The 22,591-nt window shown below is 67.7% G+C and carries 12 protein-coding genes; 7 read left to right on the top strand and 5 right to left on the bottom strand.

What is annotated here, in order from left to right; all coding sequences use genetic code 11:
* The first annotated feature begins 21 nt into the window (after positions 1 to 21).
* Positions 22 to 1,767, top strand: coding sequence for a ThuA domain-containing protein (locus ABD810_RS27920; protein WP_344946803.1), 1,746 nt, complete (start codon positions 22 to 24; stop codon positions 1,765 to 1,767).
* Between the two features lie 59 nt (positions 1,768 to 1,826).
* On the opposite strand, the gene ABD810_RS27915 is transcribed toward ABD810_RS27920, so the two are convergent.
* The 3 genes from ABD810_RS27915 to ABD810_RS27905 all read right to left on the bottom strand — a co-directional run bounded on the left by ABD810_RS27915 (position 1,827) and on the right by ABD810_RS27905 (position 8,158).
* Complete coding sequence (locus ABD810_RS27915; RefSeq protein WP_344946800.1) at positions 1,827 to 3,599, bottom strand: glycoside hydrolase family 27 protein; 1,773 nt, start codon at positions 3,597 to 3,599, stop codon at positions 1,827 to 1,829.
* A gap of 411 nt (positions 3,600 to 4,010) precedes the next feature.
* Positions 4,011 to 6,395, bottom strand: a complete 2,385-nt coding sequence (locus tag ABD810_RS27910) for an RICIN domain-containing protein (protein WP_344946797.1) — start codon at positions 6,393 to 6,395, stop codon at positions 4,011 to 4,013.
* Between the two features lie 407 nt (positions 6,396 to 6,802).
* Positions 6,803 to 8,158 (bottom strand): lectin, encoded by a 1,356-nt coding sequence (locus ABD810_RS27905; protein ID WP_344946794.1) that lies wholly within the window; start codon positions 8,156 to 8,158, stop codon positions 6,803 to 6,805.
* A gap of 861 nt (positions 8,159 to 9,019) precedes the next feature.
* Between ABD810_RS27905 and ABD810_RS27900 the strand changes: the two genes are divergently transcribed.
* Both ABD810_RS27900 and ABD810_RS27895 read left to right on the top strand, forming a co-directional pair.
* A complete protein-coding gene (locus ABD810_RS27900; protein WP_344946791.1) occupies positions 9,020 to 10,999 on the top strand; it encodes an alpha-L-fucosidase in 1,980 nt (659 codons plus the stop codon).
* A 239-nt stretch (positions 11,000 to 11,238) separates the two neighbouring features.
* Positions 11,239 to 11,973: a FadR/GntR family transcriptional regulator gene (locus tag ABD810_RS27895; protein WP_344946788.1), complete on the top strand. Its 735-nt coding sequence runs from the start codon at positions 11,239 to 11,241 to the stop codon at positions 11,971 to 11,973.
* Between the two features lie 135 nt (positions 11,974 to 12,108).
* On the opposite strand, the gene ABD810_RS27890 is transcribed toward ABD810_RS27895, so the two are convergent.
* Positions 12,109 to 13,248, bottom strand: coding sequence for a lectin (locus tag ABD810_RS27890; RefSeq protein ID WP_344946785.1), 1,140 nt, complete (start codon positions 13,246 to 13,248; stop codon positions 12,109 to 12,111).
* Positions 13,249 to 13,943: 695 nt separating this feature from the next.
* Between ABD810_RS27890 and ABD810_RS27885 the strand changes: the two genes are divergently transcribed.
* From ABD810_RS27885 to ABD810_RS27870, 4 genes are all read left to right on the top strand, one after another.
* On the top strand, positions 13,944 to 14,714 hold the full coding sequence (locus tag ABD810_RS27885; RefSeq protein ID WP_344946782.1) for a FadR/GntR family transcriptional regulator: 771 nt from the start codon (positions 13,944 to 13,946) through the stop codon (positions 14,712 to 14,714).
* 78 nt (positions 14,715 to 14,792) lie between these two features.
* Positions 14,793 to 15,533 carry a FadR/GntR family transcriptional regulator gene (locus tag ABD810_RS27880; RefSeq protein ID WP_344946779.1) on the top strand — a complete coding sequence of 247 codons (741 nt, stop codon included), beginning with the start codon at positions 14,793 to 14,795 and terminating at the stop codon, positions 15,531 to 15,533.
* A gap of 355 nt (positions 15,534 to 15,888) precedes the next feature.
* The gene (locus ABD810_RS27875) at positions 15,889 to 18,420 is read left to right on the top strand and encodes an NPCBM/NEW2 domain-containing protein (RefSeq protein ID WP_344946776.1); all 2,532 of its coding nucleotides are present in this window, start codon (positions 15,889 to 15,891) and stop codon (positions 18,418 to 18,420) included.
* Positions 18,421 to 18,811: 391 nt separating this feature from the next.
* Positions 18,812 to 21,415, top strand: coding sequence for a molybdopterin-containing oxidoreductase family protein (locus tag ABD810_RS27870; RefSeq protein WP_344946773.1), 2,604 nt, complete (start codon positions 18,812 to 18,814; stop codon positions 21,413 to 21,415).
* 186 nt (positions 21,416 to 21,601) lie between these two features.
* Here ABD810_RS27870 and ABD810_RS27865 read toward each other — a convergent pair whose 3' ends face one another.
* Entirely contained in the window at positions 21,602 to 22,561 is a 960-nt protein-coding gene (locus tag ABD810_RS27865; protein ID WP_344946770.1) for a GNAT family N-acetyltransferase, read from the bottom strand.
* Positions 22,562 to 22,591: the final 30 nt, after the last annotated feature.

The raw sequence follows: 22,591 nt of genomic DNA, 5'->3' as shown, positions 1-22,591 counted from the left end.
CGTGACCTGGAAGGATCCCCCATGCTCCGACATCTGGCCTCCATACGCACCTCCAAGAGCCACAGGCCGATACTGCGACGGTTGGCGCTGACGGTGGCGCTGGCCGCCGCGGTGATTCCCGGCGTCGCCGTGGTCCCTGCCGAAGCCGCCGCGTTCAAGGTGCTGGTCTTCTCCAAGACCGCCGGATTCAGGCACGACTCCATCCCCGCCGGCATCCAGGCCATCCGTGAGCTGGGCACGGCCGGCGACTTCACGGTGGACGCCACCGAGGACGCCGGCGCGTTCACCACCGCCAACCTGGCCCAGTACAAGGCGGTGGTGTTCCTCAGCACCACCGGGGACGTGCTCAACGCCACCCAGCAGTCGGCGTTCCAGACCTTCATCGACGGCGGAGGCGGCTACGCAGGCGTGCACTCCGCCGCCGACACCGAGTACGACTGGCCCTACTACGGCCAACTGGTCGGAGCCTGGTTCAACAGCCACCCCGCGATCCAGCGGGCCACCGTACGCACCGAGGACCGCGCACACGCCGCCACCGCCCACCTCGGGGCCACCTGGTCACGTACCGACGAGTGGTACAACTACCGCACCAACCCCCGCTCAACAGTGCGCGTACTGCAGAACCTGGACGAAAGTAGTTACAGTGGCGGCTCCATGAGCGGTGACCACCCCATCACCTGGTGCCACCCGCAGTCGTCCGGCCGCTCGTTCTACACCGGTCTGGGACACACCATCGAGTCCTTCACCGACCCCACCTTCCGCACCCTGCTACTGGGCGGCATCCGCTACGCCGCCGGAGCCGTCAAAGCCGACTGCCGCCCCGAGACCGGCTACACCACGCTGTACAACGGCTCGACCACCGGCTGGTCGCAGGCCGGCCCGGGGTCGTTCACCAGCAGTGACGCCACGCTGACCTCCCAGGGCGGTCTCGGCATGCTCTGGTACAGCGCCAAGGAATTCCGCTCCTACTCCCTCAAACTCGATTGGAAGGTCACCGGCGACTCCAACTCGGGGGTGATCGTCGGGTTCCCGGCCACCAGCGACCCCGACGCGGCCATGAACAACGGCTACGAGGTCCAGATCGACGCCACCGACACCGCGGACAAGACGACGGGCGCCATCTACGGCTTCAAGTCCGCCGACACCGCCGCCCGCGACGCGGCGCTGAACCCGCCGGGGCAGTGGAACACCTACGAGCTGCTGGTCGAGGGGGAGCGGCTCCAGGTGTTCCTGAACGGCGTGAAGATCAACGACTTCACCAACACCGATCCCGTGCGTTCTCTGCAGCAGGGCTACATCGGTGTCCAGAACCACGGCAGCGGCGACGTGGTGTCGTTCCGCAACGTCCGCGTCAAGGAACTGGGCGGCACGACCACCCCGAGCACGAGCGCGATCCGGGGTGTGGGCTCTGGCCGGTGCCTGGATGTGAGCGGCGCGTCGCAGGCCAACGGGGCGCAGACGCAGGTCTGGGACTGCAACGGGCAGGCGAACCAGAGGTGGACCTCGACCGCCGCCAGTGAGCTGCGGGTGTACGGCGGCAAGTGCCTGGATGTGAACGGTGCCGGTACCGCCGACGGCACCGGCGTGATCATCTGGGACTGCAACGGGCAGAACAACCAGAAGTGGCGCCTCAACACCGACGGGACCATCACCGCGGTCGGTGCCAACAAGTGCCTGAACGTGAGCGGCGGCGGCACCGCCAACGGCACCCGGGTGCAGATCTCGTCGTGCACCGGCCAGAACAACCAGAAGTGGACCCGCGTCTGACACCGATGACGACGCGCGTTCGCCGGACGGCGATGCCGCTCCGGCGAACGCGCGTCCTGTCAGGTTCGGGTCCAGCGTTGGTTGGCGCCGCCGTTGCAGGACCAGATGACGAGTTTGGTGCCGTTGGCGGTGGCGTTGCCGGGGACGTCCAGGCACTTGCCGGAGCCGACGGCGGTGATGCTCCCGTCGGCGTTGAACCGCCACTGCTGGTTGTTCTGCCCGTTGCAGTCCCAGATGACCACCGAGGTGTTGTCGGCGGTGCCCCGGTTGTTCACGTCCAGGCACTTGCCGCCGTAGACCCGCAGCTCACCTGAGCTGGTCGCCGTCCACTGCTGGTTGCTCTGGCCGTTGCAGTCCCAGATCTGGGCCTGCGCCCCGTTGGCCTGCGACGCGCCGCTCACATCCAGGCACCGGCCAGAACCCGCACCCCGGATCGCACCCGTGGCCGGAGCAGTGGGTGTCGGCGTCGGGGAGGGAGTGACCGCGCTGGAGGTGATGGTCACGAGCACCGCCTCGCGGGCCGGGACGTTGATGGTGTAGCCGCCGGTGAAGGTCCCCACGTCGGTCTGTGTCCACGGGTTCCGTACGGTCGCCGGGCCGGTGATGCCGAGATCGGACCAGCGCGCGGTGATGGCGGCCGGGGAGGTGGCCCGGTTGAGCAGCAGCACCGCCCGGTGGCGGGTGTCCGACAACACTTTGCTGTACACCTGGCGTCCGGTCTGGTCATCGGCCACCTTCACCCCCTGGCGCGCGAGGGGGTCCTGATCGATGGCCAGGACCTCGCGATTGGTCAGGATCGCGCGGGTCTCGGCATTCATCTCGGTGAGCTTGTTGCCCGCCAGCAACGGCGCACCTGAGATCGCCCACAAGCCCATGTGCGTACGGTTCTGCGCCGCAGAGAAGCCTGGCATTCCCACGATGAGCATGTCCGGATCGTTGTAGTGACCTGGGCTTTGAGCGTTCGGATGCTGGGCGGAGTCGAAATTGGCCAGCACCCGATCCATGGACGGGCTCTGTCCCCAGTAGATGATGTCACCGCTGGTCCGCCACATCGTGGAGATGCCCGGCGCCCACTCCCACGGGTTCGCGATTCCCCAGTTGCACACCGACAGCACCATCGGCCGTCCCGTCTGCGCGGTGGCCCTTCCGATCGCGTCACTGATCGCCTGATAAGTACTGCGCGGATCGAGCCCTTCAGCCTGCCCCCCGCACCAGTCCACCTTGACGAAGTCGAAACCCCACCGGGAGAACTGCAGGAAGTCCTGATCGTAGTGACCCTCGCTACCGCTGCCCGGAGCCGCCGGACGCCCGGTCGGGTAGTAGTAGCCACATCCGTCACGTCCGGCATCGGTGTAGATGCCCGCTTTCAGGCCCTTGCTGTGGATGTAGTCGGCGATCGCCTTCATCCCGCCCGGCCACTCGGTCGTGTCCACGGTGATGTCGCCGGCGGCATTCCGCGTTCCCTGCCACCAACCCTCGTCGATGTTCACGTACTCATAGCCGGCGTCCTTCATCCCCGAGGACACCATCACGTCCACCTGCGCTTTGATCACGTTGTAGTTGATCTGCGCGGCGAAGGTGTTCCACGAGGCCCAGCCCATCGGTGGCCTCGTCACGGCCGCGCTCGCCGTAGCCACTCCGGCGATCGCCCTCGTCGCCGTACCGTCCGCGAGGGTCCATGCCACCGCCACCGTCATGATCACCAGCTGTACGGCGGCGACCAGCCATCGCCCGCGCCGGACGAAGGACGGGATGAGAGGCCGGATGCGTGGGGGACGAACACCTGCGGCGTGCGTGGGGGAGTGTCGCCGTGCGGGTCTGTGTGGTCGCATCCGTCACTCCGTGTATCGGGGGTCTCCTGTGGTGCTGAACCGTCGACTCCGGCACGGAGGCTGCCCGAGGACTCCGTGTGGAAATAAGTATGAAACATGTCAAGGTGCCTTGCGAGACTCCGACCGGGGCGGCGAGGCGCGCGGCCGTGTGCGGTGCGGACGACCGGCCCGGTCATGAGGGATTCCAGGCCGGCCGGATGGCTTCGGAGGTCCTGGCCGCCTATGAACGTTTCATACCAGGCCGATCCGTTGTGCACTCACCTGGGCAGATGGGACCACGCCTGCTGCGACGCTGGACCCGCACCTGACCCCTGCCCTGGGAGTGCTGGGCACGTTGCGATCAAGGCCGAACGCCGGCCACCCCGTCCAAACGGGACGGGGTGGCCGGCGTTCGGCCTTCGAGCCGATGGATCAGTTACGCATGCTCCACTGCTGGTTCGTACCCCCGTGGCACGACCACAGGTGGAGCTTCGTGCCGTTCGCGGTCCCGTAGCCGCTGGCGTCCAGGCAGAGTCCCGACTGCACGCCGGTGATCGTGCCGTTGGCGTTGACGTTCCACTGCTGGTTCGCCTGCCCGTTACAGTCCCAGATCACCGTCAGGGTGCCGTTGCCGGTTCCCTGGTTGCTGGCGTCCAGGCACTTGTTCCCGTACACCATCAGTTGCCTGCCCGACGTGTACGTCCACCGCTGGTTGGCGCCTCCGTTGCAGTCCCAGAGCTGCGCCTGGGTTCCATTGGTGGTGCTGTTGTTGCCGATCTCGACGCAACGGCCTGACGGGGCACCGACGATCTGCGCGCTCTGCGGGCTGCCGCCGCTCTGGGGCCCGGCGGACGCCATCACGGCCTGGGCGCCCGACGGCCAGTTGCCGTTGGTGACCGTCACATTGTTGTTGACGACGTTGCCGCGGTCGCCGTTGGTGATGTTGGTGGCGCTGTTACTCGTCCAGTTGCCGGTGACGGTGAAGTTGCCCATGTTCTCACCGCCCCAGTAGTTGGCGGTGGCCCAGGTCCCGATGGAGGAGAAGACGTTGTTGCGGGCGGTGTAGTACTTGGAGCCCTCGTCGAAGTAGAGCCCGAACCAGCCGTTGGTCCGCAGACAGTAGTTGTCGCTGATCACCGCGCCGGGGTTCCACGACAGCGTGTAGATGCATCCGCCGTCGGTCATCTGCTGCATGACGTCGTGCACGTAGTTGCCGATGAGCTGGTTGTTGGACGCCGTGGTGGCCGTCGTGTACCGGGGCTGGTAGTTGTACAGGCCGCGGTTGGTGTAGGAGGTGTTGCCGCCCGGCTCGTTGGCTCCCCAGCCGTACCCGATCGACATGCCGGTGTACGGCATGTTGTAGACCTCGTTGTGGGAGACGAGGGTGGTGGCGACGTAGGTGGTCACGACCGAGACCACGCCCCGGTACTCCACGCCGAGGTCGTGGATGCGGTTGTTGCTGACGGTGACGTTCCGGTTGACCATCCGCTGGTCGCCGGGGTGGTGCGCGTCGGCGCGCACGCCGCCGACCACGATGCCGCCCGCCGAGCTGCGGGCGATCTCCGACCGGGTGACCGTGATGTTGCTCGCGCCCAGGCCGACACCGCTGGCATGGGCATTGGCGTCGTTGCCGATGCCGATGGCGGTCTGCCCCAGGTTGACGAACTGGGAGTCGGTGAAGGTGACGTTGTTGGCGGCGGAGACCTGTACGGCGGCGGGCATCTGGTACCAGTTCGGCCGGGTCGCCTCGAACTGCTGGCAGCCCTCATGGCAGGAGGTGAAGCTGGGCCAGCTCCAGTTGCCGGCCATGTAGGCGCCGGTCTGCTGGTCCACGTAGCCCTGGTTGCCGCTGGGCCCGCGCCAGCTCGTGCCGGAGAACGTGATCCCGCTGAAGGTGATGTGGTGCGCGGGCGCGTCGTAGGTTCCCCCGACGTTCACCAGGGACTGCAGCACCGGCAGGTCCACGCTGACGTTGCTCATGTTCTGCCCGGCGAGCGGGATGTAGGAGAGCACACCGGTTCCGGGGTTGATGTACCACTCGCCCGGCGAGTCGAGGAACTCGTAGGCGTTGGTCAGGTAGAGCGGACCTGCCCGGTGCGGGCTGCTGAAGGTGTCGTACCCGAAGTTGTTGTTGTTCCAGGCGGGCTGCTGCATCGTGATGAGGTTCCCGCTGATGCTCTGCACCGGCGCGTACCGGTCGGTGAACGAACCGACGCTCTCCATCTCGATCCGGTTCTGGTTGGCGAGGTTGTTCAGATAGCTCAGGGCGCTGTTGCTGAACCTCATCCCGGTGCTGCTGGCGGTGAAGTCGGACCGGTTCACGGTGGTACGCGCCCGCGTGGCGATGGCGCCGTTGACGTAGAGCTGCCGGGTGTCGACGCCGGTGCCGACGTCGGCCCGCCAGATGTTCTTCGCGGAGTCGGCGAGCGACCAGCCGGTGACCGCCCTGGCACCGCTGATCACGGGACGTGCCGACGGGGCTGCCCGCCATATCACCTGATATCCGTTGGTGCCGGAGTCGGCGGCGGTCAGCCGTAACGGCGTGGAGAGTCGGTACACCCCGTCGGCCAGCTCTACGACGATGTCTCCGGACATCGCGCCGGTACGTGCCCGTACCGCGGACTGCGCGGCCGGCAAGGCGCACGGCTGGGCGGCGGAGCAGTCGGTGCCCGTGCCCGAAGGGGAGGCGTAGAGGGTCGTGGTGGCCGCCGAAGCGGGAGAGAGCGGCGCCACCAGAGCGACCGCGGCGGTCAAGCCCATCGCGGCGACGCCGGCTGACACCAGCCTCCGCATCACGGAGTACGAGGATTCGAACACGGGACCTCCTGCAGGGGGTGGGTAGCGAAACGCTCTGCTCGCCGGGCGAGGTTCTCGACGGCGTAGCGCCTCCGCGGCCGGTCACGGCCGGCCCTCAGCCGGTACGGCCGGCTTGATCGCTGCTTGCTTTCATCGACCGGCCGGTGGGTCCGGCGGTTGTGGCGAAACGTAATTCGTATGATGTCTCACGTCAATCATGTTGCTGTATGTGCGTGGTCGTCGATGAGTTTCCTCCGGTGACGGAGCCCACGCAGGCATCCGAACGGCCCGTGAGGGTCCGGCGGTGCATGGACGTGCTGCCGGCTCTCTGGGACGGGCAGGCGTACGAGGGCCCGCCCTGGTAGGGGGGCCCTCGCCTGATCGTCAGTCGCGCCGGTGGGCGGTTTCGCGGGTGGGCGGACCCGGGGTCAGACGCGGCTCCACGTCTGGTTGGTCCCGCCGTGGCAGGAATAGATCTGGACCTTGGTGCCGTTGGCGGTGCCCGCGCCGAGGACGTCCAGGCACTTGTTGGCTCCGACCGCGGTGATGGTGCCGTCGGAGTTGAGGCGCCACTTCTGGTTGTTCTGTCCGTTGCAGTCCCAGATGACCACGGTTGTGCCGTCGGCGGTGCCGGCACCGTTCACGTCGAGGCACTTGGTGCCGGAGCGCAGCTCACTCGCGCCGGTCAGCGTCCACTGCTGGTTGGCGCCGCCGTGGCAGTCCCAGATCTGCACCTGTGTCCCGTTGGTCTGCGAGCTGCCGGGAATGTCCAGGCACCTGCCCGAGCCCACACCGCGGATCGCGGTCCCGGGTGATGACGGCGTGGGTGTCGGGGTGGCCGTCGGGGTGGGCGTCGGGCCGCTCTGGAACTGGGAGAAGAACCTCCAGACCTCTCCCTTGGTCCAGGTCGTGATGCCGCTCTCGGTGTAGGTCCCGTCCACCGGGCCCGGCATGTGACCGTTGTCGAACGCGGCCCAGACGACCGGATATCCGGCCCGGCACCCCGAGTACGTGGTGGTGATGTGCGTCCGGCTGCCGGAACCCGGTTCGGGCGGGTTCTGGGCGGTGCACCCGTTGTTGCGGACGAACCTGTCCCGCAGCGCCCGCCCTTGAGAGATGTTGAGGACGTTGTCGGTGATGCCGTGCAGTCCCATGTACGCGATGGGCTGGGTGCCGCCGCTGCATCCGCTGAGCTGCGCGCCGGAGAAGACGGCGACCGCGCGGAAGACCGTCGCCCGGGCGCACGCGATGGCGAAGCTCATGCCGCCGCCGTAGCTGAAGCCCGTGGCGAAGCGCTGGGTGGTGTCGACGCACAGATCCGCTTCGATCAGCCGCATCAGGTCGTCGACCAAGGTCAGGTCCTCACCCCCGGAGTTGGCCCAGCCGTTGCCGATGCCCTGGGGTGCGACGAAGATCGCGGTGTTGTTCGACAGCTGCCTGAGTCCGTAGTAGGACCAGGGGTATCCACTGGTTCCGCCCGAGTCGACGTCGCCCGCGGTGCCGCCCCGCCAGTGGAAGCCGAAGATCAGCCGGTAGGGATTGGTGTTGTTGTAGTTGTCGGGGATCCGCAGGATGAACGTGCGAGTCTTGCCCCCGCTCTGAATCGACTGCGAGCCGCTCCTGAGCGTCGGCGTCTTGCCGCATCCGGCGGTCGCCGCCAACGCTCCGGCATTCGCGGCCGGCGTGCTCCGGCCGAGGCTGCTACTCAGTGCCGCATGACCTGTGGCCATGACGAGAAGTGCCGCGACCGCGATCGCTCCCAAGAAGGATTTTCGCCTCAACACCACACAACTCCCTCTAAGGTCCAAATGGCGACAGGTCTGGGTGGAAATACCATTGACGCTCCTTTATCGGGGGGTGGGAGCCTCGGCCGACCTGTATGCGTGACTTTCTGACGGGTGCCAGATGATTGCGGCGGATGCACTCTCCGGTGGGACCCGACCCGCAGGGACGTTCACATGGGCCGAAGCGCGAGATGTTATCGCTAACATTCCAGATCGCCGAGAACTCCTCTCTTCTCGTTGCCTGGAGGTGTGGTGCAGCGGAGCAAATATGACCGTGACGAGACCTGTCAAGGATCGGCCTGCATCCTCGTGGAGGACTTTCCCGCAATGACCACTTCTTCGGTTTCTCAGCAGGGAGCCGGTCGCGACCATGGCCATGCGTCGCGATGAAACTTTCACGGTCGGTGGCTGTGGGAGGCCGTGTCGCCGCCTACTTGTGTGCCGGCCGGACTCGAGCGGTGGCAGGGGCGTCTTCGGCCGGTCACCGTTGCTTCAGGCCGTCGCCCCGCTGAACCTTTCATCGCTCCGGTGGGGCGGGACCCTACCGGCCGCCGCCTCGCCCGCACGTGGATCCGGGACCAGGCATCATCCGGCCGGCCTTAGACATCACATGTCTGGGCAGACCAACCGGCGGTGCCGGGTCAGGGCCGGGTGAGCCTTCCGCAGAGGGCTGGACATTTCGAGCCGAGTGGCTTACAAAGACATCCCATGTTAATCGTGAGGATCTCCACATCTTCCTGAAACATCGAAGGTCCAGGTTCGTACGCACCGTTGCCTCACTTCGGTCGTCATGGCGGAGCCGACCGTCACGGCAGCAGTTCGAACGCCGCAGAGCAGAAGCTTTCTGAGAGGTTCCCGCTCATGCCCTCGTCCTCGATTCCGTTCAGTCGCCGCACACTGCTCACCGGGGCAGGAGGCATCACGGCCGCCGGACTGCTGGGCGTCCGCACGGCATGGGCCACCGACGGCCCGAGCAGCTACTCGCCGACGTGGGCGTCGGTCGACCAGCATCCGCCGGCGCACGAGTGGTTCCAGGACGCGAAGTTCGGCATCTACTTCCACTGGGGCGCTTTCAGCGTCCCCGCGTACGCCAACGAGTGGTACCCCCGCAACATGTACTTCAGCGGCTCCAACGAGAACAACCACCACAAGAGCGTCTACGGTGATCCATCGGTGTGGCCGTACCACAACTTCATCAACGGCGCCCGGGACAAGGCCGGCACCTGGGTGCAGTTCGCGCCGAAGCTGCGATCCGCGGGCGGCGACTTCGACCCCGGCGAATGGGCGCAGCTGTTCGCCGACGCCGGCGCCAGGTTCGCCGGTCCGGTGGCCGAGCACCACGACGGCTACTCCATGTGGAACAGCAGGGTGAACGAATGGAACTCGGTCGCCACCGGCCCCCGGCTCGACCTGCTGCGACTGCACGCCGACGCCATCCGCGCCAAGGGACTCAAGCTGCTGGTCTCCCTGCACCACGCCTACAACTTCACCGGCTTCTACGAGCGTGCGCCGGCGCAGTCGACCACCGGTCTCAGGAAGCTGTACGGACAGCTCGACGCGAACACCGAGTACCAACTGTGGTACGACAAGCTCAAGGAGGTCATCGACGGCTACCAGCCCGACGTCATCTGGCAGGACTTCAACCTCGGCCGCGTTCCCGAGAGTCACCGGCTGAACTTCCTGGCGTACTACTACAACCAGGCCGTCGCCTGGAACAGGGACGTGGTCGCCACCTACAAGGACGGCTTCAACACCCGCGGCGAGGTCTTCGACTACGAGCGCGGCGGGCCGGCCGCCATCCAGACCCCCTACTGGCTGACCGACGACAGCATCTCCAGCTCCAGCTGGTGTTACACGAACGGCATCGGCTATTACTCGCTCAACGCCATGCTGCACTCGCTGATCGACCGGGTCAGCAAGAACGGCAACATGCTGCTGAACATCGCCCCGATGGCCGACGGCACCATCCCTTCCGGGCAGCGGACGATCCTGCTGGGCATCGGTGACTACTTGCGGCGCTTCGGCGAGTCCATCTACGCCACCCGGGCCTGGGCGACCTACGGCGAGGGCCCGACGCAGATGGGCGGCGGCTCGTTCGTCACCCCGCGGCCGGGTACCAACCGGGACATTCGCTTCACCCGCAGCAAGGACAACCGGGTGCTGTACGCCACGGTGCTGGGCTGGCCGGGCGGCACGCTCGACATCGGGACTCTGGGTTCGAGCCGGATCAACTTGAGCACCCTCACCTCGGTCCAGCTGCTCAACAACACGGCCGGCTCCTTCATCAACCTGCCCGGCCGCACTCAGGACGGCTCCGGCCTGCACATCACGATGCCGTCCTCCACCGCCCCGTTCGCAGCCCCGGCGTACGTGGTCAAGCTGACCTTCTCCGGACCGATCCCGTCACTCGGCTCGGGCCCCACCCCGACCGGCTGGGTGAGGATCACCAACGTCACCACCGGCCTCGTCCTCGACAGCGGCGGCAACGTCGCCTCCGGCTCCCCGCTCAAGCAGTGGAGCTACGACGGCAGCACCAACCTGCAGTGGCAGCTCGCGGACCTCGGCACCGGATACCACCGCATCGTCAACCGCACCAACGGCATGGTCGCCGACAGCTGGGGCAACACCGCCAACGGCGCTTACTGCATGCAGGCGGCATGGAACGGCGGCAACAACCAGCAATGGAGACTCAACAGTCTCGGTAACGGCCGTTACCAGATCATCAACCGTGGCACCGGCACCGCCTTGGACAGCGGTGGAAACACCACCCTCGGTGCCAATGTGAAACTCTGGACCCCCGACTCCAGTACCAATCTCCAATGGATTATCGCCGCCGTCTGAGCCCGACGCTATATGGAGGGTTTGTTACCGTTAACACTGGTTCCTCGTTGGGTGATCCTGTGCCATTGGTTTATAACGGGCGGGCTTACTGTATACCGGGCAACGCCCTCGACGACGCTTCATTCCAGTAATCGATACACGATCCGCTCCCAGGCCCGGGCGTCACCCCGTCCATCGGTGGCGGGTGTGACGCCCGTGGGCGGCGCGCTCTTGCCAGGGGAAGGACGAGAATCGTCTGTATGTCGTTGACCGAGCAGGCGATCGTACGCATCAGGAAGCTCATCAGGGACGGAGCGCTCCCTCCGGGAGCACGGTTGCCTCCCGAGCAGCAACTGGCCGTGGAGCTGGGCCTGTCTCGGAACCTGCTCAGGGAGGCCGTCCGCTCGCTCGTCACCACCCGGGTGCTGGAGGTGCGCAGAGGGGACGGCACCTACGTCACGAGCCTCAAGCCGGAGTTGCTGCTCGAGGGAGTCGGCCTCGCCGTCGAGATGATGAGAGGCGACGATCTGCTGGAGATCGCCGAGGTGCGGCGTCTGTTCGAGCCGGTGGCCACCGGGCTGGCGGCCACCAGGATCACCGCCGAGCAGCTCACGGTCGTCGAGCGTCACCTCGATGCGATGATCGCCGCTCAGGACGACGTGGAGGCGCTCAACCACCACGATGACGCCTTCCACCGCGCCGTGTTCGAGGCGACGGGGAACAACGCGCTGTGCGCACTGCTCGACGGCATCGCCGGCCAGACCCTTCGCGCCCGGGTGTGGCGCGGGCTGGTCGAAGGGAACGTGGCCGGCCGTACCGTCGCCGAGCACACCGCCATCTACCAGGCTCTGGCGCACGGCGACGCCCCTCTGGCCCAGGCGGCGGCTCTCATGCACGTGAGCACCACGGAGACCTGGCTGCGGGAGAACCTCGGAAGCTCACCCGCCGACTCCGCCTCCGGACCGCAGGAGGAGGACCGGACGAACGACGAGTGAGACCCCGCGGTCAGGAAGCGGCGTGCCACGTCCACTTCTGGTCACAGTGATCATCAAGCGTAAGGCGGTCATGGCGAGGATCGCGCTGAGCCTTCGTTTCGCGATGGATCCCTTGTCCTTGGAGGATGTGCCGGCTCAGACGCGGGTCCAGCGCTGGTTGGCGGCGCCGTTGCAGGACCAGATCTGGAGCTTGACGCCGTTGGCGGTGGAGTGGTTCGGCACGTCCAGGCACTTGTTCGCGCCTATCGCGGTGATGCTGCCGTCGCTGTTGAAGCGCCACCTCTGGTTGCTCTGCCCGTTGCAGTCCCAGATGTGCACCTGGCTGCCGTCGGCGGTGCCCATGTTGGCCACGTCCAGGCACTTGTTGCCGTACACCCGCAGTTCGCCGGCGCCGGTCGGCGTCCACTGCTGGTTGCTCTGGCCGTTGCAGTCCCAGATCTGTACCTGTGTGCCGTTGGTCTGCGACACATTGGCGACGTCCAGGCATCTGCCCGAACCCACTCCCCGGATCGCACTGGTGGACGAGGGCGTCGGCGTCGGCGTCGGGCTGGGGGTGCCGCCGGGCTCGCCGATGCTGCCGGGCACCGACTGGAGCGCCGCGTACCAGGCGGCGGCCATCTTGTCGTAGCCGCCCGCGGTCGGGTGGATGCCGTCGATGAGGTCGCCCGTGGTGAGCTTGCTGTGCATGTCGACCAGGTGGACGCGCTTGCCGCTGTTGACCTTGCTCTGGACGATGCCGGGGATGGCCGCGTTGAAGGTGCGGGCGGCGGACTCCTGGCCGGAGTTCGACAGGGGGATGATGGTGGCGACGAACACGTCCGCGCTCGGAACGGTCGCGGTGATGCGGTCGATCAGGGTCGACAGCCGCCCGGGGGCGCCGCTCACGTTGTAGTTCTGCAGCACGTCGTTGGTGCCGATGTGCAGCAGCACGGTGCGGGGGTTCTGGGTGCGAAGCCAGCCGGCGATGTTGGCGTCGATCTGGTCGATGCGCCAGCCGGGGTGTCCCTGGTGGTCGTGGTCGCCCAGGTTGGCCGGGCCGTTGAACTGCGACCCGACGAAGTCCACCGTGTACCGGCCGCTCACCAGGCGCTGCCACAGGCCGATGCGGTATCCGCCCGGCACCTGGGTGCCCTCGGTGATCGAGTCACCGAGCGGCATGACGCGCACCCCGCCGTTGGACTCCGCGCCCGCGACGCCCGTCCCCATCATGGCACCCAGCGTCACCATGGCCACCGCCAGGAGCGCCGCAGTGAACCACCGTCTCCACATACGCATGCTCGACCTCTTCCGGCAGTCGCCGGCACTCTGCCGACGACCGCTGTTAGCGCTGACGTTGGTATTCGGCTCGCTAGTCCGCGAATGTCATGGACAGCGGGCTTTCCGAGTGAATGGCGGGCTTTTCGGCTGAGATTCAGTGTGTGAGCGCTAACATCCAGCCCTCCGATCGGTGGCGTACTCCGTCGAGCGGTCGTGATGGTGGTGGAGCGGATCAAATAGGAGACGGAGGGAGCCGTCAAGAGTCCGACACATCGCGTATCGGAGAAAGGCGAGGGTGAACACGGCTCATCTGACGTTTCCACACGTTGCCGCACCTGACCGGTGCGGGTGATCTGTTGAAAGTTTCACGTCTCATCCGCTCCATCGTGACGATCGGAGCGCAGGACGAGGCATACCTCAGACGATGTACGAAGAAAGGCGCCGGGTGGAGCGCGACGAAAGTTTTCAGAAGGCCTGCGCCAGGCCGGACTCCACCCACAACGTCGCGGGGATCACGGGTCCGACGGTGGTGTACCACAACGGCCACCACGTGTTCGCCGGCGTCCACAGCGGCGGCGGCGCTCCCCGACCCCGAGTGCGGCCGACTGCCCGGGTACGTGCGCAGGGACGTGATTCGTATGACGTATAACGTCTAGACGGGTGACGTATACTGTCGCGGTGACGCCGTCCTCGGCGGGACACCGGAGGGGGATATGACGGCATCCCAGGATACGCACCGCAGCGTCCCGGCACCGCCGGCGTGGGTGCGGCGTCCCGCCAGCCTCGCCAAGGCGGTGACGGCAGAGCTGGTGGAGCGTGTCGTTCGCGGTGTCTATCCGTCGGGGACGCCGCTCCCTCCTGAGCCCGCGCTGTGCGAGGCCTTCTCGGTGAGCCGGACCGTCGTCCGGGAAGCCGTGAAGATCCTCCAGGAGAAGGGACTCGTACAGGTCCGCCAGGGCGCGGGCACCATGGTGACCCCGTCCACCATGTGGGACATGCTGGACGAACTCGTCCTCGCGGCGAGCATCGCCGAAGATGAGAGCCTCGCGATCCTTGACGACGTCGTCGTCACGCGGCGCCTGCTGGAGTCCGACATGGCGAACGTCGCCGCTCGCGTCGCGGGCGAGGACACCATCGAACGGCTGCGGACGCTGGTCGATCGGATGGACGAACTCGTGGACGACCCCGTCAGCTACGCCGACGTCGACCGGGCCTTCCACGACACGATCATGCAGGCCTCCGGCAACCGCATCGCGCGGGGCGTGGTGCGTTCGCTGGAGAACCAGGTCATCAACACCGCCCGGTACATGGGCAAGACCGAGCGGGCCCTGTGCGTGGCGTCGAACCTCGGCCACCGTCGCGTCTACGAGCGCATCGCCGCCCATGACCCCGACGGCGCCGCCGAGGCGATGTTCACGCACATCACCGAGGCCTGGCTCGTCCGCCGCAACGGCCCCGGCGACCCCGTGCGTCTGCGACGCTAGCGCCCTGTGCACCGGAGATGGAGTCGGACCGATCCCGGTGCCCGTCAACCTGAGCAGCAATCGCAAGGAGGAAGCGCTGTGGCCGGCACCTCGCACGAGGGTGGATATCGGCCGGGCTATGAAGTGGCGGCCGAGCAGGTGCTCGAATTGATCGCCCAGATGCGTCTGCGTCCGGGGGACCGCATGCCCACGGAGAACGAGCTGGCCCGGCAGTTGGGAACGAGCCGCACCGTGGTGCGCGAGGCGGTGAAGATTCTTTCGGCGCTCGGTCGGGTGCGGGCCCATAAGGGCCGGGGTTTGTACGTGGCCGACGACGAGGGAATGCTGGGCACCGGACGCTGGGCGTCGTTCTTCCTCCCCACCGATCTGGACCATGTCTACATGCTGTTCGAGTTCCGGCGGACGCAGGAGATGGAGACCAGCCGGCTGGCCGCCCATCGCGCCACGCCGGTGGAACTCCGGGTCATCGAGAAGGCGGCCGACACGTGCCGCCGTGGCTTCGACACCGGACATGAGGACTGGTTCAACGAAGGTGACAATGCCTTCCACACCGCCATCGCCGTCGCCTCGCACAACATGTTCCTTCAGATCGCGGTCCGGGAGGCCCGTCGGCTGCAGGCCCAGTCCAACATCATCGGCCTGTCCGGCTCCATAGGCGGGCACGCCGCCAAAGCCGTCGAGGAACACCAGGCCATCTACGAGGCCATCCGCGCCGGCGATCCGGAAACCGCGGCTCAGGCCGCCGCCGCCCACATCGACAACACACTGGACGACTACCGCCGAGGAATTCAGCAACGCCTTTTCTCCCAGACCGACTGACCCCGCCGGTGAACGAGCTTTGTTCTCGCGGGGGGAGTCCGACTTCAGCGTGGAATGACGCGCCCTTTTCGCAGGCTCCACCTCCGAATACCAGAGGGAAGTAGCACTCGCCATCTGCGGCGAACGGCGGCTCTGGTGAACGTTTCATTGACGATTGACGTGCGTCAGCCGCATCTATACCGTCCCCATTCGCGGAGACCTCGACGGAGACCTCGACGGAGACCTCGACGGAGGCCGGGGCGCACGGCACTCGATCGGTCACGACCACGCACATGGTGTCGTGCGGCGGCTCACGGATCCGCACTATGTCGGCACGGCCACAAAAGGTCGCGCTCGCCACCGTTGGAGGCGCCTGATGCGGAAACCAGGATGGCACGCGCGCGCCGTTGCGGCCCTCATCTGGTCGTCGCTGGTCGCTTCGGCCACGTTCGTGCCGGTGCCCGCGTACGCGGCGCCCCCTGAGCCGGCGGCCGGACCCGCACTGCCGACGCCGACCGACACGGCGTCCCGTGGTCCGGGCGGCCGGACACTGGCCGCGACACCGCCGATGGGGTTCAACAACTGGAACGCGTTCGGCTGCGACGTCAACGAGGCGCTGATCAAGGAAACGGCCGACATCTTCGTATCCAGCGGGCTCAAGGACGCCGGGTACCGGTACGTGAACATCGACGACTGCTGGTCGATGAGGGAGCGTGGCGCGGACGGCAGGCTGGTCCCGGATCCCGTGAAGTTCCCGAACGGCATCAAGGGTGTCGCCGACTATGTCCACAGCAAGGGGCTGAAACTCGGGATCTACGGGGATGCCGGCACCAAGACCTGCGCCGGCTACCCGGGCAGCCTCGGTGTCGAGGACCTTGATGCCCAGACCTGGGCGGACTGGGGCGTCGACTACCTCAAATACGACAACTGCCACAACCAGTCCGATGGATCGCGGGAGGACTACGTCCGGCGCTATACCGCCATGCGCGACGCGATCGACAAGACCGGGCGGCCGATCGTGTACTCCATCTGCGAGTGGGGCACCTCCCAGCCCTGGCTCTGGGCGGAAGGGGTCGGACACCTGTGGCGGACCACGGGTGACATCAGCGACAACTGGTCCAGCCTCCGCTCGATCATCCGGCAGAACGCGCCACTGGCTCAATACGCCGGGCGCGGTCACTGGAACGACCCGGACATGCTGGAGATCGGCAACGGCGAGATGACCGACACGGAGTACCACACCCACATGAGCATGTGGGCGATGATGGCCGCTCCGCTGATCATAGGCACCGACCTGCGGGCCGCCTCCCCGGAGACCATGGCGATCCTCGGCGACCAGGACATCATCGCCATCGACCAGGACCCGTTGGGCGTCCAGGGCTCCGTCGTGTCCGACACCGGTGGTCTCATGGTCCTCGACAAGCCCTTGGCCAACGGCGACAGGGCCATCGCGCTGTACAACTCCACCGACTCGCCGGCCACCGTCACCGTCGCGGCGAGCGCCACCGGTCTCAAGCCCGCCCGCGCGTACCGGCTGAAGAACGTGTGGACGGGTGACACGCTCCAGGTCAGGTCCACGATCTCCGCGGGCGTCCCGGCGCACGGCACCGTGGTCTACCGGGTACGGCCGGTGGACGACCCAAGGACGGTGCCGCCGGCGGTCGCGGTGGGCGCGTCCCTCGGCACCGTCGTGCCCGCCGGCGGCGGCACGCTGACGACGGCCGTGACCAACCGCGGCGTCGACGCGATCCGCGATCTCTCGGTCAGCGCGCAGGCGCCCGCCGGATGGACCGTTACCCCCACGACCCCACGCCACCGCGCACGCCTGGCGACGGACGCCACGCTGCGGACGACATGGACGATCGGCGTCCCCGAGGACACCGGTGCGGGCAGCTACCCCATCAACGTCACCGCCGCCTACACCTGGGGTCCGAACCACCGGCACGCCACCACGGCCGGCCAGATCATCGCCGTGGTCGTGACCGCGCCCGCGGACGGCCGGCGACACCTGAGCACGATCCCCCCGGTCACCTCCAGCAACGCCATCGGCCCGGTGGAGACCGACCAGAGCAACGGCGGGCCGCTCGAGAACGACGGTGCCCTGATCACCATCGGGGAGAAGGTCTACACACGCGGTCTCGGCACCACCGCCGCCGGCGAGATCAGCTACTACGTCGGCGGGCGCTGCTCGCGGCTGGTCACCGACGTCGGGGTCGACGACGAGGCCGTGGCGAGCGGGGCGACCACGTTCACCGTCTACGCCGATGACGCCGTCGCCGCGACCAGCGGACCGATGACCTCGGGCGAGGCGGCGAAGTCCCTGACCGCGGACCTGACCGGGACGGCGTGGCTGCGCCTGGTCACCACGTCCGACAGCACCACGGCCGCCCACACCGACTGGGCGGCGCCGGTACTGACCTGTGGCGGCGTCCCCGCGGACAGCCCCGTGCTGCCGGTGTCACAGACGCTGTTCTCGTTCGAGTCCGGCACCGACGACTTCACCATCGCCAACCCCGGTGACGGCGGAACCGTGGCGCAGTCACCTCTGTTCCACACCGACGGCGCCAACGGGCTCAAGGTGTCCACTCCGACGAGCGGGAACTGGTTCGGACGGCCGCTGGCGGAGCCGCTCGACCTCTCCGGCAAGACCATGCTGAAGTACGACGTGAAGACCGGCGACATCGGCACCGTGGGCGAGATCGCCATCCAGGTCGGCGACGGCATGTCCTGGTGCCAGGGCGGCCTCTGGGCCTGGACCAACCCCAACTCCAGCCGGACCATCACCGAGAGGTTCAGCCAGATCGAATGCCCCGCCGGAGTCACCCTCGACCCCAGCCGGATTCGTGCGATATGGGTGTTCCTCAACAGCGGCGGCGAGGTCCACATCGACAACCTGCGAGCCGAGTAGGCCCTCGGCGGCCAAGAGCGCTGCCTCAAGCCCGAGACGGTGATCGACGTCCTGCGCGGCAATGGGTGAGTAGGGGCACTCCAACACGGTCACCTCACCGGACGCCAGGACCGCCTCGGTGGTGGCACCAAGATGCCGGGCAACATGCTGCCTGTCCGGACCACTTTCGTGCGGCGTCGATCAACACAAGAGTGTTGCCATAACACACGCCAGACTCCTGAATCCCCAGAGCACGCGGTCACGCCACGCGGTGGGCGCGCGTGACGACGCAGGCGGCGAAACCAACTACGCGATCAGTCACTGGCCTTGCGACCTCTGAGGTCCTGATGACATGCGCGAAGGCGTCACCCGGACGGCCGCGCACGAGCACCGATCGAGACAGGAGACAAGAATGGCCGACCAGGACGGCACGTCGCTCACAGACCGCGAAGGCGTCACCCGGCGCGGCGTGTTGCGCGGTGCCCTGCTCGCCGGGGCCGGCACCGCCGCCGGGGGCGTTGCGGGAATCGTCTCGCCGGCGGACCAGGCCGCCTTCGCCGCGTCCCCGCCGGTCGCTGCGTCCCCGCCGGTCGCCGCGTCCCCGCCGGTCGGCGCGTCCCCGCCGGTCGGCGCGGGCGCCGGTGGTGCGTCCTCGATGCCGGACCTCACGGTGGGATCGGCCGCTCTGACGCCCGACCGCGTGGTGAACAGTTCCTGCCAGTTCTGCAACAGCAACTGCCGGCTGCGGGTCTCCCTCAAGCTGGGCCGGGTCCTGGAGATCCGGGGCGAGCGGAAGGACCCGGTGCAGGACGGCAACCTGTGCGTCAAGGCGTCGTTGATGACGGAGCTCACCTACAGTCCACTGCGCCTGACGAGGCCGCTGCGCCGCGTCTCCGGACGCAAGGGTGATCCGGACAGCCGGTTCGAGCCGATCTCCTGGGACGACGCGCTGGACGTCATCGCCCGCCGGTGGCTGGCGTTACGCGATGCCGGAGAGGCCCGCGCGATAGCCAACCGGACCAACGGGCGGCTGCCCCGCGGGACCGGCTCGCTGGCGGCCCGCGTGTTCGCCTTGCTGGGCAGTCCCAATGACACTGACGTCGGCCCGGTGTGCAACGACGCCGGGGGGAACGCGCTCGCCACCACCTTCGGTCTGGGCAACTTCACCAACGGCTATGGCGTGGACGGTGCGACCGGGAAAGAGGACCTTGGGTCGGCGAAGTTCTTCCTCTTCCTGGGGACCAACCAGGAGGAGACCCATCCGGTCACCTTCGCTCATCTGCTGCGATGCCGAGAGCGGACGGGCGCGCGCCTGGTCGTGGTGGACCCGCGCAGTACGCCCACCACCGTTCTCGCCGACCAGTGGGTGGCGCCCAAGCCGCACACCGACTTCGCGCTCGCCCTCGGCATGCTGCACCACATCGTCATGACGGACCGCTATGACAAGGCGTTCGTCGACCGCTGGGTGCTGGGCTTCGACGACCTGCGCGCACACCTCACGGCCAAGGGCTACACCCCTGAATGGGCGGCCGGGGTGACCGGTGTTCCGGCGGAGACGATCCGCCGGCTCGCGGCCGACTACGCGACCATGCGGCCCGCCGCCATCTTCTGCAACGCCGGGATCTCCCACCAGCTCGGCGCGTTCGACACCTACCGCACGCTGGCCATGCTGGCGGCCGTGACCGGCAACATCGGTGTGCCCGGCGGCGGCTGCAACTTCATGCACAACACCTGGCCCGGCGGCCTGAACCTGCCGCCGCTGAAGAGCACGCCTCCCGAGCGAGGCCCGGCTCTCCCCGTAGGCCCCGACGCGTTCGCCGAATCGATCCTCACGGGCGAGCCCTACCGGCTGAAGGCCGTCATGACCGAGGGAAACCCCCTGATCAGTTCGGCCAACACGAGCAAGGTGAAGGAGGCCTACTCCAAGCTCGACTTCTACGTCTACACGGGCCTGTTCATGGAAGAGGCGGCGTACTACGCCGACATCATCCTGCCCGTCTGCAGCGGCCTGGAGTTCGAAGGCGTCTACATGCGACGCGACGACCGTGCCATCCGCTGGCAGGACGCCGCCGTCGCCCGGATCGGGGAGACCCGCTCCGACACCGAGATATGGATCGACCTGGCCCACGCGCTCGGCCGCAACGACCGGCGCCGCCCCGCCTCGTACTGGACCGGCGCGTTCCCCGTCGAGTGGAGGAACTACGCCACGCTGTGGGACACCTTCGTCGCCAACACTCCAGGGATGGGCGGCATGACCCGCGAGCGCCTCCGCGCACGCCCTGAGCCCCTGCGGTGGCCGTGCCCGAGTACCGGCCACCCCGGCGTGAGCACCCTCTATCTCGACCACCCGAGCTGGTACAGGGCCGCCGAAGCGCTGGACCCGGCCAACCGCGGCAAGCGTTTCCTCACCCCGAGCGGCAAGATCGAGGTCACGACCCCCGATCTGGAGCGGCGGCTCGCGCCGAGCGGGCATGGCGCCCTGCCGACCTTCTACACCCATCCTGAGGTCACCGGCGCCAACCCCACGCTGGCCTACGAGGACCGGTACATCACCAATCCGATCAACCCGCATGCCCTGACCCGGCCGGTGCGCCTAGGACTGCCGGGGTCAGGCGCGGTCCACAAGAAGTACCCCCTTATGGGCATGACCGGGCGCCCCAGTGTGGTGCACTTCGCCTCCGTCACCCATTGGGCGCCCACCGGCGAACGTCTCAATGGGATCCGTCTGGTGCAGATCCACCCGGCGACCGCCCGTGCTCTCGGCATCTCCGACGGCGACTCGGTCGTCGTCGAGAGCCCCCGCGGCGCGGTCACCGGCACCGCGCTCCTCGATTCCGGCATCCGGGCGGACACCATCTACATCCCCAACACGTTCGGCCCGGCGCAACGCGTCGGCGACGATTACGGGGACCCCCGCTACGAGGCGGTCAACACTTTGCTCGACGACCGCTTTTACGACAATCTTTCCGGGCAGCAGGCGTACAAGTGCTTCGCCTGCCGCGTTCGCAAGAAGTAGCGGAAGACGTGGCCCACCCTGACGACCTCATCGCCGCGGTTCGCCTCCCGCGCGACCGACGGCAGGAGGTCCCACCCGGCCCCGGGGGGAGGGCCCGGACGTGAGGCAGGAGCGAGCGGAAAGGCGGGAAGGGGAGCGGGCGTGATGGCGATCGTGCCGCACATGATGGTGTCCGCGTGCCTTGGACTATCGGCGAGCGGTGTCGAGGGCCGGTTCGTCTGTACGGTGCAGCCGCACGCCCGTCAGATGGTGCGGGCTGTACGGACGCACATCGAGCCGGTCTGCCGAAGTGAAGACCTCCGCCCGCAGAGCCGGTCCCCTTTGAGGAGCGCCGTCGTCTCCGGGGGCGTAGGCCAGGACGAGGGCCGGGTCGGTGAGCGCGCTCAGCCCGACGATTCGGTCGGCCTGGTCGGACCCGGAACCGGCGTCGACCAGGTGTGAGGGCACGGGAACGAAGCCGAGGCGGCTCTTGAACCCGAAGAGGCCGGGCTTGACGATGTGGCCGTACAGATTGGGGTCACTGCCGAGGCTGACCCAGGTGATGCCGCGCCGGCGGGCCTCGGCGATGACCTCCATGTAGAGGAGACGAGCCAGGCCGGTCGCGCGGGGGCCGGGGGCCAGTGCGGCGAACCGTGCCCGCGCCTCGTCGCGCTCACCCGACAGGAGGGTGAGGCAGGCGCCGGCGAACTCCTCGCCGTCCGTGACGCACACCGCGAAATACTCCTCCGCCGCGGCCAGGATGGCCTCGCGCTGGCGGCTCGCCACGGCCCACCCGTGCCGCATCGTTGCGACCTGGCTCTCGTACAGGGGCAGGAAGACGTCCAGCAGCGCCGGCGAGACGGGCCGCACGTCGAAGCGCAACCCGGCGGCGAGCACCCGGCGGCGCGCGGCGAAGACGTTGCGCCGGTCCTTGCTCGGAAGGGGAGCGAGGAACTCCTCCTCGCTCCCGGCGGTCGCGGCGCGCCAGACGACCACCTGGGGCTTCGGGTGGAAGCCCGCCTCGGCGAGCGGACCCCACAGTTCGACGGGAGGATCCTGCACCCGCACGACGTCGACCTCGTGACGGCACCGCAGCCAGTCGCCGTTGAGCGCCTCTTCGGCGGTGACCGCCGTCAAGGGCATACCGAAGGCCACCTTCCGCTTCATCGTTCCGCTCCGCGCAGCTCGGTGAGCGCG

This window comes from Sphaerisporangium flaviroseum, from assembly GCF_039537005.1.
GTDB lineage: Bacteria > Actinomycetota > Actinomycetes > Streptosporangiales > Streptosporangiaceae > Sphaerisporangium > Sphaerisporangium flaviroseum.
This window is presented reverse-complemented; position numbering and strand designations above follow the sequence as displayed.